This window comes from Thermostichus sp. OS-CIW-29 (assembly GCF_054058195.1).
Genome location: NZ_JBSSAB010000033.1, coordinates 1 through 18,634, shown reverse-complemented (window position 1 = coordinate 18,634; position 18,634 = coordinate 1). Strand labels below are relative to the sequence as shown.

The window sequence follows — 18,634 nt, the reverse complement described above, 5'->3', positions numbered from 1 at the left end:
CGCAAAGCCCTGAGGAATACCCCCCGAGCGCTTTCCCCCTTCACTTCCCGGCAACCGTTGCGGTGGACTCAAGGATCAGGGGGAAACTTGGTCTACTATATCCCTCTCAATGACTTTTGCCAAACCGCCTAAAGCTCAGTAAATTCAGCAAAGTTCAGGGTTTTGGGGGTTAGAGGCATGCTCTACGGTTGGTTCTTGCAGTTACGGCTCAGGGAAAATAATGGTTTAATGGTGACTTAACAGTCGAAACTTCCTGGCCCAGGCCGGAACGCTCTCGGCAGGGCCTCTTGTCATTAGCCTGGGATCCCTTCTCCCCTTGCCTATGCTGAAAACCACTCGTCGCTTGGCTTTGCTGGCCCTGTCGGGGCTGGCAGCTCTTGTTCTCACTCCCCATCGCGCCAGCGGGACGGAGTCCTTAGGGGGCCTCGCCAAGCCCATTACCGTCGGCTCCAAGGACTTTACCGAGCAGTTTATTTTGGGGGAAATGTACGCCTTAGCCCTGGAGGCGGCAGGGTTCACGGTGGAGCGCAAGCTCAACCTGGGCGGAACACCGGTAGCCCATGCGGGCTTGTTGAGCGGCGAGATCGATCTCTACCCCGAGTACACCGGCACTGGCCTGCTGACAGTGCTCAAGTTGCCCAGCAGCGGCGACCCGGCAGAGGTGTACGCGACGGTGGCCCGCGAGTACGAGAGCCAGTTCCAACTGATTTGGCTGGATCCCGCCCCCCTGAACAACACCCAGGCCCTGGCCATGACCCGCGCCAGAGCGGCTGAGCTGGGCATTGCCACCATCTCGGACATGGTGGCCAAAGCGGGCGAGCTGGTGATGATCGGGCCGCCGGAGTTTCAAGCCCGCGAGGATGGCCTACCTGGGATCCAAGCCGTCTACGGTAATTTCCGGCTCAAGGCCTACAAAGCAGTGGATCCCGGCCTCCGCTACCAGGGCTTGGTCAATGGGGAAGCGGATGTGGCAGTGGCCTTCGGCACCGATGGAGAAATTGCCGCCTTTGACCTGGTGCTGCTGGAGGATGACAAGCAGCTTTTCCCCCCCTACCAGGTGGCGCCGGTGGTGCGCAAGGACACCCTAGAGGCCAACCCCGGCATTGCCGCTGCCTTAAATGCCCTTTCCCCCCTGCTGACGGACGAGGTGATGCAGCGGTTGAACTACGAGGTGAGCGGCAACCGCAAGGAGCCGGCGGAGGTGGCCAGAGCCTTCTTGGTGGAAGCCGGCATCCTGAAGAAATAATCTTGCCCTTGCACGAGGCCCTGAGGTGAGCACCGTTGAGTTCGAGCGGGTGTCGCTGCGCTTTCCCCACAGTTCCCAGCCGGCTGTGGACGAGTGCAGTTTTTCCGTGGAGTCGGGCCAGTTGGTGGTCATTTTGGGGCCTTCTGGCTGCGGCAAAACCACCCTTCTGAAAATGGTGAATCGCTTGCTGGATCCCACCCAGGGGCAGATTCGCTTGGACGGGCGGGATATCCGCCAGTTTCCCGTCACGGCTCTGCGGCAGCGGATCGGCTATGTTATCCAGCAATCGGGGCTGTTTCCCCACATGACGGTGGCCCAGAATGTGGCGGTGGTGCCGCGACTTTTGGGATGGGCGAAGGAGCGCATCCACGAGCGGGTGGACGAGCTGCTCAGCTTGGTTAATTTGCCCCCCCATGAGTACAGAAACCGCTACCCTGCCCAACTGTCGGGTGGACAACAGCAGCGGGTGGGGCTGGCGCGGGCGCTGGCCGGGGATCCAGGGCTGCTGCTGATGGACGAGCCTTTTGGGGCCATCGACGCCATTACCCGCAGCAAGCTGCAAGAGGAGATCCTGCGCCTGCAACGGCAATTGAAAAAAACCATCCTGTTCGTCTCCCACGATGTGGAAGAGGCGCTGCGCCTGGCGGATCGCATTTTGGTGATGCAGAAGGGGCGGGTGGTGCAGTTCGACACTCCCTTTCGGCTGCTCACCCAGCCGGCTACTCCCTTTGTCAGGGAACTGCTGGGGGCAGATGACATGGTACGGCAGTTGAGTGTGCTGCGGGTGGAAACGGCGATGGCCGGGATCCCGCACAACCACAAAATCCAAGAGGGAGCGATGGTGAGGCCCCAGGCCACTTTGCGGCAAGCCTTGTCCCTGCTGTTGCGCACAGGGGCGGCAGCCCTGACGGTGTGGGAGGACGGGCGGGCCATCGGCGTTTTGACCTTGGATCACATTCGCAGCTTGGCCATGCTGGAGGGGGGATCCGCGTGAGCTATCTCCTCAACCACCCCGGCCTGATGTGGCAGCTCACCCAAGAGCATCTGGCGATGGTGGGGATGACCTTGGGCATGGCGGTGGTGCTGGCGGTGCCGCTGGCTCTGCTGGTTCACCACGTGCGCTGGTTGGCCCTGCCGGTCATGGGGATCCTCAGCATCCTGTACACAGTGCCCAGCCTGGCTTTGATCATTTTGTTGGTGCCCTGGCTTGGCCTCAATGCCCGCTCGGTGGTGGTGGCGATGGTGATCTACACGCAGGTGATCTTGGTGCGCCATTTTTGCGTGGGCCTGCGCTCGGTCGAGCCTGCCATCCTGGAAGCGGCCAAGGGCATGGGGATGAACCTCTGGCAACGGTGGTGGCAGGTGCAGGTGCCGCTCATGCTGCCCATTGTTTTGGCAGGGCTGCGGCTGGCGGCAATTGTGGCCATTGCCATTGCCACCGTGGGCGCCAAGTTTGGGGCAGGGGGACTGGGAACCCTGCTGTTCGATGGCATTGCCCAGGCCGGTCGCTACGACAAGATCTGGGCCGGATCCCTGGCGGTGGGATCCCTGGCCTTGCTGGTGAACACAGCCTTGCTCAGCCTGGAATGGGCGGCCCGTCGTGGTTGAGGGGGTAGACTTAAGGACTCCGTCCCGCTGGCGCGATCGGGCAGGTTTATCCTCTAGTTGTGTGGGGCGAAACTGGGTGTAGCATGGGTGAGCAACCAGGGACTCCGTCCCGCTGGCGTGAGCGGGTGAGAGATTGGTCATCCCGCGCCGATTGGGAGCTGATGGAAGCGCTCAAGGCGGGGCAACCTGCTGCTCTGGCTGCGCTCTACGATCGCTATGCCGGCTTGGTCTATGGGCTGGCCTTCAAGATCCTGGGCCACGTGGCCGAGGCAGAAGACCTGACTCAGGAGGTGTTTGTCGAGCTGTGGCGCAAGGTTGGCTGTGATCCAAGGACTCCGTCCGAGTCGCGCGAGCGGCGGGGATCCCTGAGCAGTTTTTTATGCGTGCTGACCCGCTCGCGGGCCATTGACCGTCTGCGTTCTCAGGGCAGCCACCAACTTCTTTTGAAACGCTGGCAGACCATTCTCAGCGCCGATCGCGTCAGCGGGACGGAGTCCTTTCGCGTCAGCGGGACGGAGTCCTTTAGCAAGACTCGGTTCCCTTTTGAGCAGGTTTCCATCGAGGAGCGGCGGCAAGCGGTGCAAGCGGCCCTCGGCCAATTGCCCGAAAACCAACGGCAGATCCTGGAGTTGCTCTATTACCAAGGGTTGAGCCAGGCGGACATTGCTCGCCAATTGGGGATCCCGTTGGGGACGGTTAAGACCCGCTCTCGCCAAGCTCTCTGCAAATTGCGGGGATCCCTGCGCGCCCTTCTGGGTTTCTGCTCGCGTTAGCGGGACCGCGTCCTTTCGCGTCAGCGGGACGGAGTCCTAGGTTTGGAGTTGAGTTCTGGTGTCGGGATGGCCATGTCTGATCGCGTCAGCGGGACGGAGTCCTATCGCGTCAGCGGGACGGAGTCCTTATCCACCTCGCCCCCTTTAACAGAGGAACGGGAAGAACTGGCCGGCTATCTGCTGGGGGACTTGTCTCCCGAGCAGGCGAGTGCTCTAGAGGCACGCCTAACTCAAGACCCTCGGCTGGTGGCCGAACTGCAAGCCTTGCAAGAAACCTTGGAATTGTTGCCCTACGGATTGCCAGGAGTACTCCCGCCTGCCAGCTTGCGCGACCAGGTGATGGCAGAGGTGGGGGCTATCGGCTTACGCGAGCAGGAGATGGCAGTCCCCCTTCACTCTCCACTGCCTGCTTTTGGGGTGGGGTGGCGCTGGTTGGGAGGCTTGGTGGCGGCAATTTTGGTTCTGCTCAGCTTGGACAACTGGCGACTGCGGCAAGCTCTGCAACTGGCCCAGCTAGAATCGGTGCGGGCATTATCCCATCTCCTGCAACAGCCGGGATCCCGTCTGGTGCATTTGCAGGGGGAGGTGGGGACGGCCAATGTGCTGTTTCGCCCAGGAGACTGGCAGGAGGTTATCTTGGCCGCACGGGATCTGCCCCAACCGGTGGCGGGGGAGCGCTACTCCCTCTGGCTCAAGCTGGATAATGGCGAGTTCCTCCACTGTGGTGACTTTCAGGTGGATGCTCAAGGCTCTGCTCTGGTGGCCCTACGCCCATCCCGCACGTTGCCGGCAGGTACCCGCGCCCAAGAGCTGCTGGTCGCGACCGGTTCCCGCCAACTGCCCGCTCGCGCTACTCGGACGGAGTCCTTGAAACCCCTTCTGACGGGCAAGGTGTGAGGTGAGAGGAAGGGTTGACCTGCGGAGGTTGGCTGTGCTGGTGGGGGCGCTACTGGCCCTTCTGGCCTTGTGGTGGACGGATCCCACGCCAACAACCCTAAGCCAATACGTTACTTCTTTGCAGGAGCGCACTCCTTCTCAACTCCACAACATTCGCCGAGCCGTCCAAAGCCTGGATGGAGTTTACATCATGCCTGCGACACGCTCACAGGAACAGGCAGGAGCGATTTTTTCCTTCAACCAAGTGGTGGGGCCGCGCAGCCTGGAACGAGGCTATGTGCCTGCGCCGGTGTTTATGGTGGCCGAAACCCTGGATTCGGTTGGGGGAGGAATCTGTCAGGTGTCCTCTAGCCTTTACAATGCCGCTCTGCTGGCAGGGCTGGAGGTGGTGGAGAGGCACCCCCATTACCGGCAGGTAGAGTCGGTGCCCCCTGGCTTAGATGCCACCGTTTGGTACGGCTTGGCCGACCTCAAGCTGCGCAACCCTTTCCCCTGGCCGGTGCGCCTACGAGTTCAGATCCGCGGCCAAAACCTGATTGTGTCCGTGCTGGGACGGGGATCCCGCCACGCCCTGAGGATCCCACCCATCCGTGTAGAGGGGCACCGGCTGGATCCCCGGCATTTGCAGGTGAGCGTGTATCGGGGTAACGAGCGCCTCTCCCAAGATCGCTATGTCGTTGCTCCCTAGCCTCTCATCGCGCCAGCGGGACGGAGTCCTTTTTTCGCCCCATTGGCCCCCTACTTCAGCGTCTCAGGAGCAACTCCCCAGCAACCTCCACACAGGGATCCATGTTAATTTCTACACCAACATGGTTAGCGACAGGGTCGGCGACAAGCCTCAAACCCTGATTCTTCCGTTGACCCGGTCGATCCCGCTCTGGGCAAGGGTTTCAGGCCTCTCGGCGGAGAAAAATAAGGGGAAATTGCAGCCGTTCGCGCCAGCGGGACGGAGTCCTTAAACGAGACCCTGTCGATCTAGGCCCCTGGATCCCGCTCTGGGCAAGGGTTATAATCGGCGGAAGTCGCTTCCTTTCGGGGCAGTGGAATTAATGAAAACTCAATGGAAAATTAATCGAGCCAAGCGAATAACTATTAAAATGAAGATTATCAAATAGCAAACAAATGTAGCGATACTCGTGGTTAAAAATAGAACTCCGCCCCATTTCCGGAGGAGAGGCTCCAGAAAGTTCGTGCATGGGAGGAGACGAATAGTCCACTTTACACTGGTATCATCGCCATCGAATTGAAATAACCAGGCCCAAAGATAGAAAAAATGAGTCGCGAGGTAGAGCGCAATATCGCTCTTTCTTGATTCAAAAACGCTAATGAATGTGATCATCAAAGCTATATGCACAAATGCCCATAAAGTAAGCAGCAAAATAAGCAGCGCTCCAAACATCATTAGAAGCCAACCGGCGACTCCAAGACGCATGAGAAACAGGGCACAGACAAAAAGGATCTCCACTCCAACTAGGAGAAGTTTGGTTGGTGTATTCAGGCTTTCATGTTCTACCATATTACTTCCTTTTTTCGCGTTGTTCGTAATATGTGTCTCAGACAAGCTTAATAACTGCAGACGTGATGATCTAGATCTGATCTGGCACTTTTGGCAGGGGTAGTTGAAACGGATGATGGTCGAAGCGAATACGCTGTACTCGGTAATTTCCTGTTAATGGAACCGATCCTGAGCCGCAAGCAACTTCCACGCCACCCGGATCAACCGTTGTTCCGAATGCGATACCTTATTTTATGTAGGTTTGCGTAGCAAAAACCCTATACCTGATAAGTCACTTCCCTTTGGGGAAGCGGGATTCATGGAAACACTCAAAGCAGACGGCCCAAGCGTTGCCGCAATTCGGTGGCAGCCAGCTCTAGGTGCTCGGGGGTGTAGCCGGTGGTTTCTACTCTGACAGCGAGGTGGGTGTCCTGGCTCTCGTGGAGGTGGATCCACAGAATGTGGCGGCCATCTTCGGTTTTGCGGTTTGAGGCTTTGACGCTGTTTTTGGGGGCAGCGTAGGCGTGTGGATCGTATCGAACCAGATCCACCCAGGGAATGTCTCGCAGGAGTCTTTCCACTTTGGCCCAACTGCGGGGTCGGTGATGGCTGGCATCGCTTCGGATTTGGATGATCTGGGAGCGATCTCGGCCTGAATCGGGGAGATCTGCCCGTGGGATCCGGGGCTGAACTTGCGGCTGTAGGTAGGGCAAGTAGACCAGGGATTTGTATTGCTCATGGATGTAGCAAACCGGGACCCCCAATTGGCTGCCCACCACAGCCATGATCATGGCTTGGGCTTTAAACCCGCCGGTAGCGGCAAAGGTGACGATCCCCCTGGCGCTCTCTGCCAACTGTTTCAACAGCTCGGCCATCCGCTCCAGTGAGGATCCCTCTAGCTCGTAGTTGATGCCGGGAAGGGGAACCAAAGAGACCTGCTGCTGACCCAGCTCTTGCTCAAAAAAGAGCTTCAAAATCTGGGCACACTCCAATCCGTCGGGGGTTTCTGAGTGCAGCAAAATCAAGGCATCATTCGAGGTGGGATCCAGCCGCAAGTAGGTGTTGGTTTCGGCGCTGATCAATTCCAGGTCTGCTTCTTTCATCCAGGCCAGAGCACGCTGGGGATCCCCGATGTTTTTTTGTCCCACCCAGGGGCGCTGCGGCTGCAGGTCTTTGTCAAGGTTGGTGAGCAAGGAGGTGCCCACCGTCATGATGATGGTCTGCATGGATGGCCGGTTAACTCAAACTTTTCGAGGGCTCTGTTCCGCTTTGTGCCCAGAGCAGCTTGGCCTTGCGGATTCTGCCATCTTCCTTTAGACCCAGAACTTCCACCTGCACCTCTTGCCCCACCGAGAGGGATCCCGCCCGTTTGGGCTCCTTCTGGGTGAGCTTGGTGTCTGTGTCCAGAATCTGGAAGGTGACTTCGTTGCCCTTGATGTTGGTGATGGTGGCCTTCAGCTTTTGCCCGATCTGGAAGCAGGCTTTGCGGGCCTGATGCTGGGCCTGGTCTTGTTGGTGTTGATGGTTTTGTTGTTGTCTGTCGTCCTGGGATTTGTTTCCCGCCCCTTGGGGAACGGAGTCCTTGTGACCGGAGTTGTCGTTGGGTTGGGATCCCTGAGGCGGCGGGATCTCGCCGATCGGCACTCCCCCATCTTTGTAGTAGCGGGCCAGGCGGGCGGCCCAGCCCAGGATCTGCAGCATCTCCGCCGGCCTATCCTGCAGAGATTGCAAGTACTTTTTACAGGTTTGGTCGATGAGCCGGTAGTAGCGTGGGGTTTCGTTGCTGCGGTGGAGGCCAGTTTCTCGCACCAGCTCGCCGGTGAATCGGAAAAAGCGGGATCCCGCGTCAGGGTGATGGGCAACCGAGCGCAGATAGGCGATGCACTTGCTCAACTCGTCGACATCCACCCTTTCTTTGGCCAAGGTCATGGCGATGCCGTGGGCGAGATCCCAAGATTGGGGGCTGAGATCGACAGTGTCTGACAGCATGGGGGAACCCTCAGTACACTCCGGTGGGTGGCTCGCGCAGAGCAGTGGGACTCAGGATGGCGGCCAATCGCTTGAGTTGTTCGGGCAAGATGTAGCCCTGGGCAGCTCCAATTTGCTCTTGCACAAAGGCTTGGAGGCGTTTTCCTTCCAGGGTATCGGCTTCTGGGGGATCGTAGCGGCTGTAGCGATCTTTTAGGTTGCCGGGCCGCTCGATCTTGTCGAGGGTGACCTGCAGGGATCCCAGGCCCACGGGCTTGCCGCCCCCCACCTTCAGCAGCATGGAATGCTTGGGATCCTGCCCCAAGACCGTGAGCAAGGTGCCCAGCTCGGCAGGGGTGAGGTTTTTGAAATGGATTTGGGTTTTGAAAACCGTGTTTTGCATCGCTTGCTGGGTGGGTGTTCCCCTTGAACTGCCCTGCAAAGCTTTTTTGTGGGTGTAGTAGAACTTGCGTCCAATGACTTTGCCGTTTTCCTTTTTAAAGTAAGCTTTGCACTGATCCGGGCGAGGACAGTACAGCGGGGGCAGGGATCCGCCACCCGATCCGGTGCCGGTGGCAATGGCATCCCTGAACTCCACCAATCCCTGCCAGTTGAGAGCACCAAAAACGCGGCTGGCCGGACAAAGCTGCTCTTTGTTGCGGCAGGGGTGCCGCTCTGGGGGGATCCGATTTCGGTACTCGCTCATCATCACCGCCAGGGTGCTGTTGGTGATCGCCTCATACATGGCCCGGATGGCCCCCTTGAGGGAGCTGCCCTGGATTTTAAGCCTTCCATTGGGGGTGGTGGTCATGGTTTTGAGCACCGGGATCCCTTTGACTCCAACATCGCTGCCCAAGGCCAAGTGGCCGGTGGAGATGTGGACAGCAGTCTGCACCGTCAGGGTGAGAAAGAGGGTGCCGTGCAGCTTATCGGCGTGGAACTTGGCGTGGCCGGCGGGCCGCTCCAGCTTGGGGGGCTGGGTGGGAAACGGGATCAGCTCATAGGGTTTGGGAGACACGGTTGGGTTACCTCCACCTCGACTGCTGTTGCCGGCAGACGATCTTGCAGATGCGGCCTGGTTGGGCAATGGGCGAGGGCCTTGGGGGGTCATGGTCACCTCGGAATCAGGGCAATAAAGTGAACGCGGGCAGTTCGCTCATCTCGGAAGTAGCGCTGGCCCACCTTGAGATCTTGGGGATGGCTGAGGGGCTTGGGAAAGCGGGTTTCTCGATTTTGGGATCCGTACAGGTCGGCTGCGTGATCCTCCCACCGCCACTCTCCCGGCAGAGGGATAAAGGAGTCCGGGGGAGCTTGGATCCCCAGATACAGCAGATCCCAGCCGTGGGGGGTGCTTTTCCAGCGCAGTTCCCCTTGTTGGGAGAAAACTTGCCCCTCTGGACAGACGGGATCCGCCGGGATCCCCACCTGAATGCCGCTGACTCGATGGGGCCAGCGCAGAAAGGAGTAGGTTTTTTCAGAAGTGGAAAAACAAGCCGAGAGCACTTGGGAAAGCGAGGACTCCCCCCCGTCTCGAATCCTGAGCGAGGCGACGTAGGCTGGTTTCATACGGCTTTGGCCTCCGCTTGCAGGAGTTTGGCCCAACTGTTTACGGCGGTGGCGAGCAGATGTTCCACCTTGGCCTCAGACGTCTGATCCCAGGTCAGCCGCGCCCCAAATCCCAAAGGCATTGGCTCCGCTCCCACCGGCACCGCTTGGCAATCGGGTTTGGGGAAGCCGTATTTGCCTGCCTCTTCGGGGGTTAAAAATTCGCCCGCCCCCAACAGGGATCCCTGTGGCCAGGTCAGGGGGGATCCCAGCAGTCGAATCTGCCTGTTTGCCTCATCCACCAGGCAGCCCGGATAGTCCACCACCGCCCACTCGTACTCAACCCGAACGGTGCCCATGCCGCGGGACTTGGCAAAGCCGATGCCAAACCAGCCTTCATCCAGATCCCGCAACGCCAGTCCCAGCAGACCCAGTTGGGCCAGGGTAAAGTTTTTCAGGTGGATCTTGGTTTGAAAGGATCCCTCTACGCACACTTGATAGCTGAACGGCCCCACCGCCACTGAGCCGAAGACGCGGTCGATGGCCACCCCATTACGTTCCTCCAGGCGCAGAGGGGTTCCCGGCTTGGGATAGGCATCTTCGATGCGGACCCGGCTGGCGATGGCTGTGTTGCCGAACATCTGATCCGTAAAGGAAGAAAGGGCGTAAACCTGGTGGGGCTCTTCAATTTTTTCCAGCCATTGATTGGCCTTTTGGTCGAGGGGATCGCTGGCCCAGAGTTTGAAGCCTCCCCCCTCAGGACGTCTGTCGCTGCCCACCGTTCGGACGATGCGCTCCGCATGGGCGCGAATTGCCCCTTTGAGGGAGCTGCCGGGAAAATAGACCGTTCGCCCGCCGCCGTGATAGGTTTCGACGAACTCCATATCCGGCTTCGTCGGGTCAGCCCCTTCTTTGCCCGCCTTGATGAGAACAGGGCCATCGGGCTTGAGGGTGAGGCAGAGGGTGCAATGGTTAACGTAGCGTTTGTGCATAGCCTGGGATCCTTCACACCAGAACAGGAGCTTTTGGTTGAGGGGCTTGGGGCGGCAAGCAGTCTGTCCAGTTTGTCAACCGATAGGGGTGGAAAACGCTGACCGTATCGCCAACCGTTGTAGAGTCCATGAAGACCATCGGGATCCCTCCTGACATGAAATAGGGCTAGCGGCGGGGGCCGACCGATTGCCGTTGAGAGGCCGTTGTTAATTTGGCAACCAGGGCTTCCACCCAGTCTTGGCGCAAAGCGGCAGCCTGCTCCGGGCTGAGCGGCTGTCGGGATCCGGCCACCAGCTCTTGAAGGTAGGCCAGCAGCCGTCTTGGATCCCCTTCCGAGTCGAACCAATAGATTGCCGAGATCTGCAGGCGGACAACCCCCAAGCCACGGGAGCGCCCCCCTCCCAGGGGGATCTGTTCCGTTTCCAATTGGTGCAAGCCAATGGCCAAGAGGCCCAGTTCCCATTCCTCGGCATTTTCGACGACGGCATGAAACCGGAAGGGGGTGCTGGCAGGCACCACTTGCAAGTCGTACAGCTTGCCATCTGCCGCCGTTTCCGTATCCCGATCGATGGCCACGCCATCCCGCTCTTGGTACTGGCCAAACCAGGCTTCCGGCACCACGGGCAAATCTCGGATCTGCACCTTGCCGGCCAACCAAGGGGATCCAAACACCTGCGAGACCCAGTCGGTGGCCTCAATGAGCTTTTGAGTCAGAGCCGCATCGTCCCCTTTGTAGTCATTTTTAATTTGGTTGATGATCTGAAATTGCTCGCTGCTGGTCAATTCGCCGGGATCCCTGGCCAGCTCTGGGTTGATGCCCCGCAAGAAACTTTCCAGGCGAGAGCGCATCGCCCCCTTCAAACTGGAGCCGGGAATGAGCGGACGGCCCAGCGCATCCTTGAGAACCGGCAAATCCGAGCCGATGGGTTCGGTGGAGCGGCCCACCCCGATGTGCAGAGCGGTCACGGTGGTGAGGGTGCCGGTGATTTCCAAGCGGTTTTTGAAAACGTCGAACATTGTTCCCTCAAATGGCTGCTCAAGTTAAGGCTTGTACTGCAGAGGTTTGCCATTCCCGAAGCGAGACGGAGCCCTTAATAAAACTCAAGAGGATCCCTAGGATCTGAGCAATTTCTGAAATAAAGTACTCCCTGTCATCGATAAAGAGTTGGTCACCCTCGAGTTTTGCAAATCGCCAGTTGGTTCCTGAGGTTACTGCTCCATAGACACTGTCTACTTGAGAATTGGAGTTCTTGTTAAAGACCTGTGCCCCTACCATACCGGCAACGCACTGGCCCAGACCCCCGATCAAGTCTTCTTTTTTGGCCTCAACGATAATCACCACCGGATCTTGAATGTAGAGTTGGAGAGGGGATAGGCAAATGATGTAGTCGCATAGGCCCACCAACCCCCTCTCGGGATCCACGTTGAATTCCTTGCCGGAAAACAGCGAGATTTGATCCCGACATAGGTACTTCACCTCTCCCAGCACAGGGGCGATGATAAACTCGGAGCGGGCTTTTTCGCTGTTGACCGAGGTGGCCAAGCCGAGATAGCGATCTAGGGTTATTTTCAAGTAATCGGAGCACTCAGTCGGTGGAACCTCTGCAAACAGGCCATGGATGATTCTTGACCTGAGCTGAAAGGTCGAAATGGCTCTCTCAAGGGTAAAACTGCTGTAGGTCACGGTCTAGGATCCTCCTCCCTCTCGCTTGTACTTGAGGTAGCGGGCCCCATAGCCCAGGTAGCGCCGAATCAAGTCAATTTTGATCTCGTTGACTTTGGGGGATGCTCTTTCAATTCCGGCTTCCCTGGCGATGGCTATAGCCCTTTGATGAATCCAGTTGTCGATGTCGTTGATGATGGCTTCTGCCAAAGAGTCTTTGCCCCGCCCCCACTTGTCACCGCGCCCCACCTGGTAGCGCAAAAAGTTCTTGATCACCTCTGAGCTTTCGGTGGAAGCTGCCACGTGCAATAGGTTGCGATATTGGGCCTCTTCCAATCTGTTGAGACCTCTGAAGTTATCCAAGGCGGCTTGAATTCTGGCGACCAGATCATCTTCGGCCAGCCGGATTTGCCGTTGGATCTTGAGCTCTTGTTCCGATGTGATCTCGCTGGTGGCGAAGGTCATAGCGGGTTCTCCCAGAAATGATGATGGAACGGACTGCAAACTTCGATTTGGCCGAATCCTTCAGCAGTGCGTTCGCCAATCCCCCAGTATTCCATCTCCGCCAAAATCGGGATCCAACGCTCCAGTTGCGTGGTGCTCAGCAGAAAGACGCTGCCCTGCGTGGTTACCAATTCTACATCTTTGAACAGACCCCAGGCAGCGTTCCAGCCGGAGACATAGGCGTAGCTGCTGAAGGCCAGCTCCAAAGCCAGGGATCCATCTTCGCAGTTGGCCTCTTCCTGGAGCATCTGGGGGGTGAGCACGGTGGTGCGTTGCCAGCGCTCTTTGAGAATGGCCCCCGACTGCAGCCCAATGGAGAAATACTGCCGCTCCGGCGGAAGGGGCTGCCAGGGATCCCCGAACACCTGCCATTGTTGCCAGCGCTGCCGCAGCTTTTGGTTGAAGGCTTCCACCCGCTGGGCCAGGGAAGGCCGGGGAGCAGCCAGACGCCGAGCCGTGACGTTGACCCGGCCCAATCCCCGCGACACCCCTCCTCCCAAGCGCAGCAGGTGGGCGTGGGCGTTGAGGTAGCGGGTGAGGGTCTCGGCCAGCTCGGGATCCCGCAGGTAGATGTAGCCGCTGAAAAGGGAGCGCTCCAGATGCCCATTGGGGCGGGCTTTGCCCTCGTTCATCACCTCTAGGCTGTAGAGGATTTGGTCGGCAGCAGTGGCGCGGCGACGGTTGATCCCCACCCGCGTGAGCAGGCGTTTGGACACAGCAGCTCGTTCGTAGCGGGGCCCCAGGTCAGACTCCTGCTGGCTGTAGAACCCCCCGAAGGGCTCCACTCTTCCCCCGGAACCGTCCGGCTCTGTGGGATCGAACGGGATCCCCAGCCGCTGTGAGCAGAAGCGATCCAGGAGCGTGTCGAACACCCCCGTTTTGCCCGCCTCTGAGCGGAAGCCGGGATTGTTTTTCGAGCTGAAGGCCGTGGCCGGCAAGACCTTGCTGCCGGATCCCGGATAGGCGTGGGTAAACACAGCAGGCCGAGCTGCCGTAAACAGGGCGGCCAAATCTCCTTCCAGCGCCTCGGCAGGGCGATGTTGGGTTTGGCTGAGCATGAGGTCGGCCAGAGCACCGCGAATCACGCTGCCGGGAATGTAATCCTGGGCCTCGCTGATGGAGCCGCCCGGCTTTTGCCGACCGATGGCCAAGGGAGACTGAGCCGTTAGGGTGAGTTGAATGGCTTCCATCAGCTCCCTCCCTGGGCCAAGAAAGCCCAATCGGCTGCGGTGGGCTGGAGAGCCTGCAGGGATCTAGGATCCCAGTGCAGCCAGCCCAAACCTGCGGATTTGCTGCCCCCCAGCGCGATCAGGTGGTGCAGGGCCGCCAACAGGAGAGTTTTGCCCCAGGAAGGGCAATCGGGCAAAAGCTGCAGGGATCCGGAAAAAGTCAGCTCAGCCGCGGGAGAGGTCTCAATGAGGTAGAGCCGCTGATCCTCGGCGGTGCGGCGGCGGCGGTTGAGGGTGACCCCAGGGCGAAGGGTTGGTTCCAGAGCTGCTGGCGGCACCTCGCAGACGAGATCCTCCACCCACAGGCGGGCAGGCAGGGCCGGATTGCCGAATATCTGGCAGACCAGACAATGGGATCCGGCGTAGCCCTCCACCTGGTATTCGGGGCGGTGGAAATTTCCTGCGCTGCCCTCCCGCTGCGGACACATGCGCTCTGGGTGGGGAGAGCGGCAAATGGCCCAGCCCAGGCCACGGGCCAGTTTCTCGCACTCGTGGCGCAGCCGCCCCTTCAGTTGGGAGCCGGGAATGATCAGCCTGCCAAAGGCATCTTTGAGCAGGGGCTTATCCGCCAGGGAGCCGCTGGAGCCGCCGGCTCCCACCGCCAGGGCAGAGGCGAGGGTGGCCCTCAAAGGGATAGAGGTGATCGTTCGCCCCGCTTGGGGCAGCTCTGCCAGTCTCACCATCACTCCACCTCCGCCAGAACGGGCCGACCCTCGGCCTGGGGCTGTTTTTGCACAAAGGCGTACAAATCCACCAGATCCCGCCAGATGGTTTCATAGGTTGGCGTTGACGAGGATACCTGTGGCTCAACATACATCCAGGGGGGAAGGTGGCCGTCGTTGGTTTTGGCCTTGCACCAGGTGCGCTCAAAAGCCTCCATCAGCGGCTGCCCCTTTTTGCCCAGGCGGCTGCGGAAATAGAGATAGTTGAGGGTGGCGGTGCGTTTGCCTTTTTCCAAGAAGCTGCGAATCTGATAAAGCTGGGAGCGAGGAAAATTGGCCTCCTGCAGGGCTTGTACCGTTCTCAGCAACCCGTGGATTTCCGGGACGGTATAGGGGCCGGCGTAGAGCTTGAGGGTGTGGCTGTTCTGGCGGATCTCCAGAGCTTCCCGACGAAAATCCTGGATGCTGGAGACAACCAGGGCGACCGACTTCAACGAGAGAAAGTCGATGGTGGCCACAGAGCAGTCCTTGTCTTTGGGCTTCAGCTTTTTCGCGTAGCTCTTGGCGGATTTCAACAGTTGTTCGGTGAGCTTTTCGGCGTAGTAAATGGGGGTGTCTTCCGAGGCGATCAGCACCCCCACCGAGGCGGAGAGCCGACAGAGCTTCCGATCTGCCGCCGGGTAGCGGTGAGGCACCTTGCCGGAAGATTGAGCTGCATAGGTTGCCGAGGTGTCCAGCAGGAGCTGCTCAAACTGCTCACAGAAGGTGGCGGCAATTTCCAGGGCTTTGTGGGCAGGCACCACCACCAACACATCGTCTCCGCCGATGGTCAGGATCTCGAAGGGGTGGATCCACTCGCCGTTGCGGTCTCTGCCGGTTTCCGGATCTGGGGATAGGCCGTGCAGCCGATGGGCCTGCAGGTGCTGGGCGAGGGCGTGGTAAACGGCTTTTTCCGTTGCCTCGGAAACATCCCGGCTAAATTGTCGGTAGGCTTCTGGGGTTTGGATCTGCTGCACATAGCCCCCCATGTCGTTGCCATCGGCGTAAAGGTAAGCCACAAAGCCCTGGCTGCCCAGGCTGGCGTTGGCCACTTCCCGTAGAGATTGGGCCTCGCCGATCCCCTGGACAGATCCCTGATGGGGCTGCAAATAGCGCTCCCGGTAGGGCTCGCCGGCGGGAGAGTTGAGAAAGCGGGCAAATCGCGTTACCCAGCTTTCCACAAAGCCGGGATCCCAGGTGGGGAACTTGCGGAACCACCCTTGCTTGCCTGTTTCAATGCGCTTGGCCTGGCGACCCACCAGGGCTTTGCGAGCGGTGGCTTCCGAGAGCCAGGGCTGATCGACCAGGTCGGCTTTGGCGATGGCAGGGCGACGGTCGGTGCTGTCGCGGCGCAGGTAGGGATGGGTTTCAAAAAAGGCGGGATGGGCGCGGCTGGGGCGACCGGGATCCGGATTGCCGTTGCGGCGGTGGTTGAAGCGGGCGGCCAGGTAACCCACCAACTCGTTGAAACTTTTGCGGTCTTGAAATCTGGCTTCGCTGCCATCCCCAAAATAGGCTCTCACCAGGGGATGGGTTTTGTGTTGCGCCAGCCAATCCAGCCAGGGGGTGCGTTCGATGGGATCCCGCAACAGGCCGTAGCGCAGTTCCAGCAGCCGAAAGGCGGATCCCACGGCGCAGGCGTTAGCGGTGAGGGTTTCTTCGGTGTAGCGCCGCTCGATGGCCTCACAGAGATCGTCCACATGGGCCGCCGGGCAAAAGGCCAGGAGATTGCCCCCGGTGGAGTAGATAATGAGCTCCGGGATCAGGGCTTGCGCCAAAGCCGGGTAGTGCTGCTGCAGCCAAGGCCGGATCTGCTCGGCCACATAGGCCCTCAGCTCTGCTTGAGACTCTTTCCCCAAACCTTCCCATCCCAGGTAGGTTTGCTCGGGATCCCCGAAAAAGGCGGGCAGATCCACCAGGTTAATGCGATCCAACAAAGCGGAGGCCCCGCGGATTTCCGACAGCTTGGCCGACTCGAAGACATAGCTCTTGATCTTGGTGGCCCCCCCGTAAACCAAGCCGATGCGGGTTGTCTGCTGCCACAGCTCCGGGTAGCGGGATTGCAGCTCCGCCGGGGTTCTGGGAAAGGTCTTCGCCGCCATGCTCTCCTGAAATTGGCGCACCTGAGCCAAAATGGGCCGTAGCTCTTCTGGGATCCCGGCCTCGTTGTCGGCGCGAACGGCGGCCCGCATCTGCTGCAAGGTCTCCAGGGCAAACTGGGGATCCCGCTGTTCTCCCCACGCCAGGCACCAGGCCAAGGCAACAGGAACGGGAGAGGGAGCAGAAGTAGGGGTCATGAGCAGCACCTGCGAAATGCGAAAAAGGAAGACAAGTCTTGGACAGGGCTTCCATCGGCTGCGACGGACAGATCCCTAAAGGCTGGGGGCAATTGGCCTCGATTTTTAATCCTTCGCGGAAGACCAAAGCCCTTCAAAAAAGGGTTTGCCGGTTGGGTGGGTAACCAATCGAATCAAGCCGAGAGATGCCATTGAGGTTACCGATTGTTTCAGCCATATCCGATAAACGCTCTCGCCTCATGGTTTTCAGTCCTCTAGATTGCTAGCAGTATAGTTCGAGTGCGATGGGTTGCAGACGATTTCAAGGCTTTCTTCAGATTGTGAGATTTTTTCTGCCTGTACAACGGGCAATTCGAGAGTAAACCCAATAAGAAGGGATCCCTTCTAAAATTTTCTCAATGGAAAGTTGGGTTTTGTGTTGATTGTTGCTGTGGACTGGGAATGGGCTGTGCCTATGCTGAGTTTCTCAGAGCCATCTGCTGATAGAGAAGCGAACGGCAAGTGGCCGACGGGATCCGAGTTGGTGGGGATCACCTTGGAAGTTCAGGCTCCTCGGTCTTACCTGCTGGATCCCCACTATGCCAAAGGGCTGCACGCCTGGTTCTTGAGCCAGGTGCAAGAGACAGACCCGCAGCTATCGGCCTATTTGCACGATGGAGAATCGGAGAAACCTTTTACCCTCTCCCGGCTGATGGGGCCGTTCCGCGAGCAGGGGGGGCGACCGCTGATCCCGCCTCATCTCCCCTTCCGCTGGTGGATCACCGGCCTCAACCCGCCGGTGGTGGAGTGGCTGCGAGGGTGGTGCCAACGGCTGCCCACCTGGCTGGAATTGCGGGGATCCCCGCTGCAGATCCTGGGATGGCAGATCTCGATCCCCCCGCGCACCTATCGTCAACTGTTGGAGCAGCCTCTTTCCCCCCGCTCCTGGAGCCTTTCCTTCGTCTCGCCCACCAGCTTTCGCCACCGGGGCCACCATCTGCCGCTGCCGATCCCTCGCAACCTGTTCCACAGCTATCTGCGCCGTTGGAACGATTTTTCCGGTCTGCCCATCGAGGCGGAGCCTTTTCTGGATTGGGTGGATGGGGAAGTGATCATCCAGCGGCACCGTCTGGAATCGGTCAAAACCACCGCAGGTCGCCAGGGATCCGTGACGGGATTCATCGGCTGTGTGCAGTTGGCTGTCTCCTCCCGTGCGCCTGAGCTGTTGCAGCAGCAGCTCCAAGCCCTGATCCACCTTGCCCCCTACTGCGGCACCGGCCACAAAACCCCCTTTGGGCTAGGGCAAACCCGCCTGGGTTGGTTGGCCGAAGAGCTACCCGCCTCCCCTGTCCCTTCCCGGGAAGAGCAGGTGGCCCAGCGGATCGAGGAGCTGAGCGCCCTCTTTCTCAGCCAGCGGCAACGACAAGGGGGATCCCGCGCCGAAAAAACTGCCCAACTGTGGGCGACGATCCTGGCCCGCCGCGAAGGTGGAGAGAGCTTACAACAGATCGCCGCTGATTTGGAGATGCCCTACGAGACGGTGAAGACCTATGCCAAGCTGGCCCGCCGCTCTCTCCAGTCTGGATCCCAGGACTACTCGTCGAGCAGTCTTCCCTAGATGACTTGAGGTACTTTGTTGAGCCTGATACATTCACGCTGAACTCTCCTGAACATGGTTCAGGAAAGAAGCGATCGCATCCTGCCTATCTCTGTTCGCGTCAGCGGGACGGAGTCCA

The 18,634-nt window shown here is 59.3% G+C and carries 18 protein-coding genes; 7 read left to right on the top strand and 11 right to left on the bottom strand.

The window, feature by feature from the left end; genetic code table 11:
- Window positions 1-322: 322 nt before the first annotated feature.
- The 6 genes from ACVWZJ_RS11330 (at window position 323) to ACVWZJ_RS11305 (ending at window position 5,212) form a co-directional block, all read left to right on the top strand.
- Window positions 323-1,246 (top strand): glycine betaine ABC transporter substrate-binding protein, encoded by a 924-nt coding sequence (locus ACVWZJ_RS11330; RefSeq protein ID WP_414522398.1) that lies wholly within the window; start codon window positions 323-325, stop codon window positions 1,244-1,246.
- 25 nt (window positions 1,247-1,271) lie between these two features.
- Window positions 1,272-2,240, top strand: a complete 969-nt coding sequence (locus ACVWZJ_RS11325; protein WP_457396101.1) for an ABC transporter ATP-binding protein — start codon at window positions 1,272-1,274, stop codon at window positions 2,238-2,240.
- Complete coding sequence (locus tag ACVWZJ_RS11320) at window positions 2,237-2,854, top strand: ABC transporter permease (protein WP_414344038.1); 618 nt, start codon at window positions 2,237-2,239, stop codon at window positions 2,852-2,854. The genes ACVWZJ_RS11325 and ACVWZJ_RS11320 overlap by 4 nt, the downstream gene beginning before the upstream one ends.
- Before the next feature lie 83 nt (window positions 2,855-2,937).
- Window positions 2,938-3,627: a sigma-70 family RNA polymerase sigma factor gene (locus ACVWZJ_RS11315; RefSeq protein ID WP_457396099.1), complete on the top strand. Its 690-nt coding sequence runs from the start codon at window positions 2,938-2,940 to the stop codon at window positions 3,625-3,627.
- Between the two features lie 66 nt (window positions 3,628-3,693).
- Complete coding sequence (locus tag ACVWZJ_RS11310; RefSeq protein WP_457396097.1) at window positions 3,694-4,524, top strand: anti-sigma factor domain-containing protein; 831 nt, start codon at window positions 3,694-3,696, stop codon at window positions 4,522-4,524.
- Between the two features lies 1 nt (window position 4,525).
- Window positions 4,526-5,212 carry a VanW family protein gene (locus ACVWZJ_RS11305; protein ID WP_457396095.1) on the top strand — a complete coding sequence of 229 codons (687 nt, stop codon included), beginning with the start codon at window positions 4,526-4,528 and terminating at the stop codon, window positions 5,210-5,212.
- Between the two features lie 1,136 nt (window positions 5,213-6,348).
- Here ACVWZJ_RS11305 and ACVWZJ_RS11300 read toward each other — a convergent pair.
- The 11 genes from ACVWZJ_RS11300 to cas10 form a co-directional block, all read right to left on the bottom strand.
- On the bottom strand, window positions 6,349-7,245 hold the full coding sequence (locus tag ACVWZJ_RS11300) for a putative CRISPR-associated protein (protein ID WP_457388303.1): 897 nt from the start codon (window positions 7,243-7,245) through the stop codon (window positions 6,349-6,351).
- 10 nt (window positions 7,246-7,255) lie between these two features.
- Window positions 7,256-8,008, bottom strand: coding sequence for a hypothetical protein (locus ACVWZJ_RS11295; protein ID WP_457396093.1), 753 nt, complete (start codon window positions 8,006-8,008; stop codon window positions 7,256-7,258).
- Window positions 8,009-8,018: 10 nt separating this feature from the next.
- Window positions 8,019-9,005, bottom strand: a complete 987-nt coding sequence (locus ACVWZJ_RS11290; protein ID WP_457396091.1) for an RAMP superfamily CRISPR-associated protein — start codon at window positions 9,003-9,005, stop codon at window positions 8,019-8,021.
- 95 nt (window positions 9,006-9,100) lie between these two features.
- Window positions 9,101-9,553: a hypothetical protein gene (locus tag ACVWZJ_RS11285; RefSeq protein ID WP_457396090.1), complete on the bottom strand. Its 453-nt coding sequence runs from the start codon at window positions 9,551-9,553 to the stop codon at window positions 9,101-9,103.
- Entirely contained in the window at window positions 9,550-10,524 is a 975-nt protein-coding gene (locus tag ACVWZJ_RS11280) for an RAMP superfamily CRISPR-associated protein (protein ID WP_457396089.1), read from the bottom strand. The genes ACVWZJ_RS11285 and ACVWZJ_RS11280 overlap by 4 nt, the downstream gene beginning before the upstream one ends.
- A 166-nt stretch (window positions 10,525-10,690) precedes the next feature.
- Window positions 10,691-11,542, bottom strand: coding sequence for a type III CRISPR-associated RAMP protein Csx7 (gene csx7 / locus ACVWZJ_RS11275; RefSeq protein WP_011432239.1), 852 nt, complete (start codon window positions 11,540-11,542; stop codon window positions 10,691-10,693).
- Between the two features lie 19 nt (window positions 11,543-11,561).
- On the bottom strand, window positions 11,562-12,209 hold the full coding sequence (locus ACVWZJ_RS11270; RefSeq protein ID WP_414329367.1) for a hypothetical protein: 648 nt from the start codon (window positions 12,207-12,209) through the stop codon (window positions 11,562-11,564).
- Between the two features lie 3 nt (window positions 12,210-12,212).
- A complete protein-coding gene (locus ACVWZJ_RS11265; protein WP_457396087.1) occupies window positions 12,213-12,653 on the bottom strand; it encodes a hypothetical protein in 441 nt (146 codons plus the stop codon).
- The gene (gene csx10, locus ACVWZJ_RS11260; protein ID WP_414344022.1) at window positions 12,650-13,882 is read right to left on the bottom strand and encodes a type III-D CRISPR-associated RAMP protein Csx10; all 1,233 of its coding nucleotides are present in this window, start codon (window positions 13,880-13,882) and stop codon (window positions 12,650-12,652) included. The genes ACVWZJ_RS11265 and csx10 overlap by 4 nt, the downstream gene beginning before the upstream one ends.
- On the bottom strand, window positions 13,882-14,604 hold the full coding sequence (locus ACVWZJ_RS11255) for an RAMP superfamily CRISPR-associated protein (protein ID WP_457396086.1): 723 nt from the start codon (window positions 14,602-14,604) through the stop codon (window positions 13,882-13,884). Before ACVWZJ_RS11255 ends, csx10 begins: the two co-directional genes overlap by 1 nt.
- Window positions 14,604-16,814 (bottom strand): type III-B CRISPR-associated protein Cas10/Cmr2, encoded by a 2,211-nt coding sequence (gene cas10, locus ACVWZJ_RS11250; RefSeq protein WP_011432244.1) that lies wholly within the window; start codon window positions 16,812-16,814, stop codon window positions 14,604-14,606. Before cas10 ends, ACVWZJ_RS11255 begins: the two co-directional genes overlap by 1 nt.
- A gap of 559 nt (window positions 16,815-17,373) precedes the next feature.
- On the opposite strand from cas10, the gene cas6 reads away from it, so the two are divergent.
- Entirely contained in the window at window positions 17,374-18,516 is a 1,143-nt protein-coding gene (cas6, locus tag ACVWZJ_RS11245; RefSeq protein WP_041437102.1) for a CRISPR-associated endoribonuclease Cas6, read from the top strand.
- The last annotated feature ends 118 nt before the right edge of the window (window positions 18,517-18,634 follow it).

Excerpts from the sequence above, each read along its gene's own strand:
- ACVWZJ_RS11330 (WP_414522398.1), top strand. The coding sequence starts at position 323 with ATGCTGAAAACCACTCGTCGCTTGGCTTTGCTGGCCCTGTCGGGGCTG.
- ACVWZJ_RS11315 (WP_457396099.1), top strand. The coding sequence starts at position 2,938 with ATGGGTGAGCAACCAGGGACTCCGTCCCGCTGGCGTGAGCGGGTGAGA.
- ACVWZJ_RS11310 (WP_457396097.1), top strand. The coding sequence starts at position 3,694 with ATGGCCATGTCTGATCGCGTCAGCGGGACGGAGTCCTATCGCGTCAGC.
- ACVWZJ_RS11300 (WP_457388303.1), bottom strand. The coding sequence starts at position 7,245 with ATGCAGACCATCATCATGACGGTGGGCACCTCCTTGCTCACCAACCTT.
- ACVWZJ_RS11295 (WP_457396093.1), bottom strand. The coding sequence starts at position 8,008 with ATGCTGTCAGACACTGTCGATCTCAGCCCCCAATCTTGGGATCTCGCC.
- ACVWZJ_RS11285 (WP_457396090.1), bottom strand. The coding sequence starts at position 9,553 with ATGAAACCAGCCTACGTCGCCTCGCTCAGGATTCGAGACGGGGGGGAG.
- ACVWZJ_RS11280 (WP_457396089.1), bottom strand. The coding sequence starts at position 10,524 with ATGCACAAACGCTACGTTAACCATTGCACCCTCTGCCTCACCCTCAAG.
- csx7 (WP_011432239.1), bottom strand. The coding sequence starts at position 11,542 with ATGTTCGACGTTTTCAAAAACCGCTTGGAAATCACCGGCACCCTCACC.
- ACVWZJ_RS11265 (WP_457396087.1), bottom strand. The coding sequence starts at position 12,653 with ATGACCTTCGCCACCAGCGAGATCACATCGGAACAAGAGCTCAAGATC.
- csx10 (WP_414344022.1), bottom strand. The coding sequence starts at position 13,882 with ATGGAAGCCATTCAACTCACCCTAACGGCTCAGTCTCCCTTGGCCATC.
- ACVWZJ_RS11255 (WP_457396086.1), bottom strand. The coding sequence starts at position 14,604 with ATGGTGAGACTGGCAGAGCTGCCCCAAGCGGGGCGAACGATCACCTCT.
- cas10 (WP_011432244.1), bottom strand. The coding sequence starts at position 16,814 with ATGCGGGCCGCCGTTCGCGCCGACAACGAGGCCGGGATCCCAGAAGAG.
- cas6 (WP_041437102.1), top strand. The coding sequence starts at position 17,374 with ATGCTGAGTTTCTCAGAGCCATCTGCTGATAGAGAAGCGAACGGCAAG.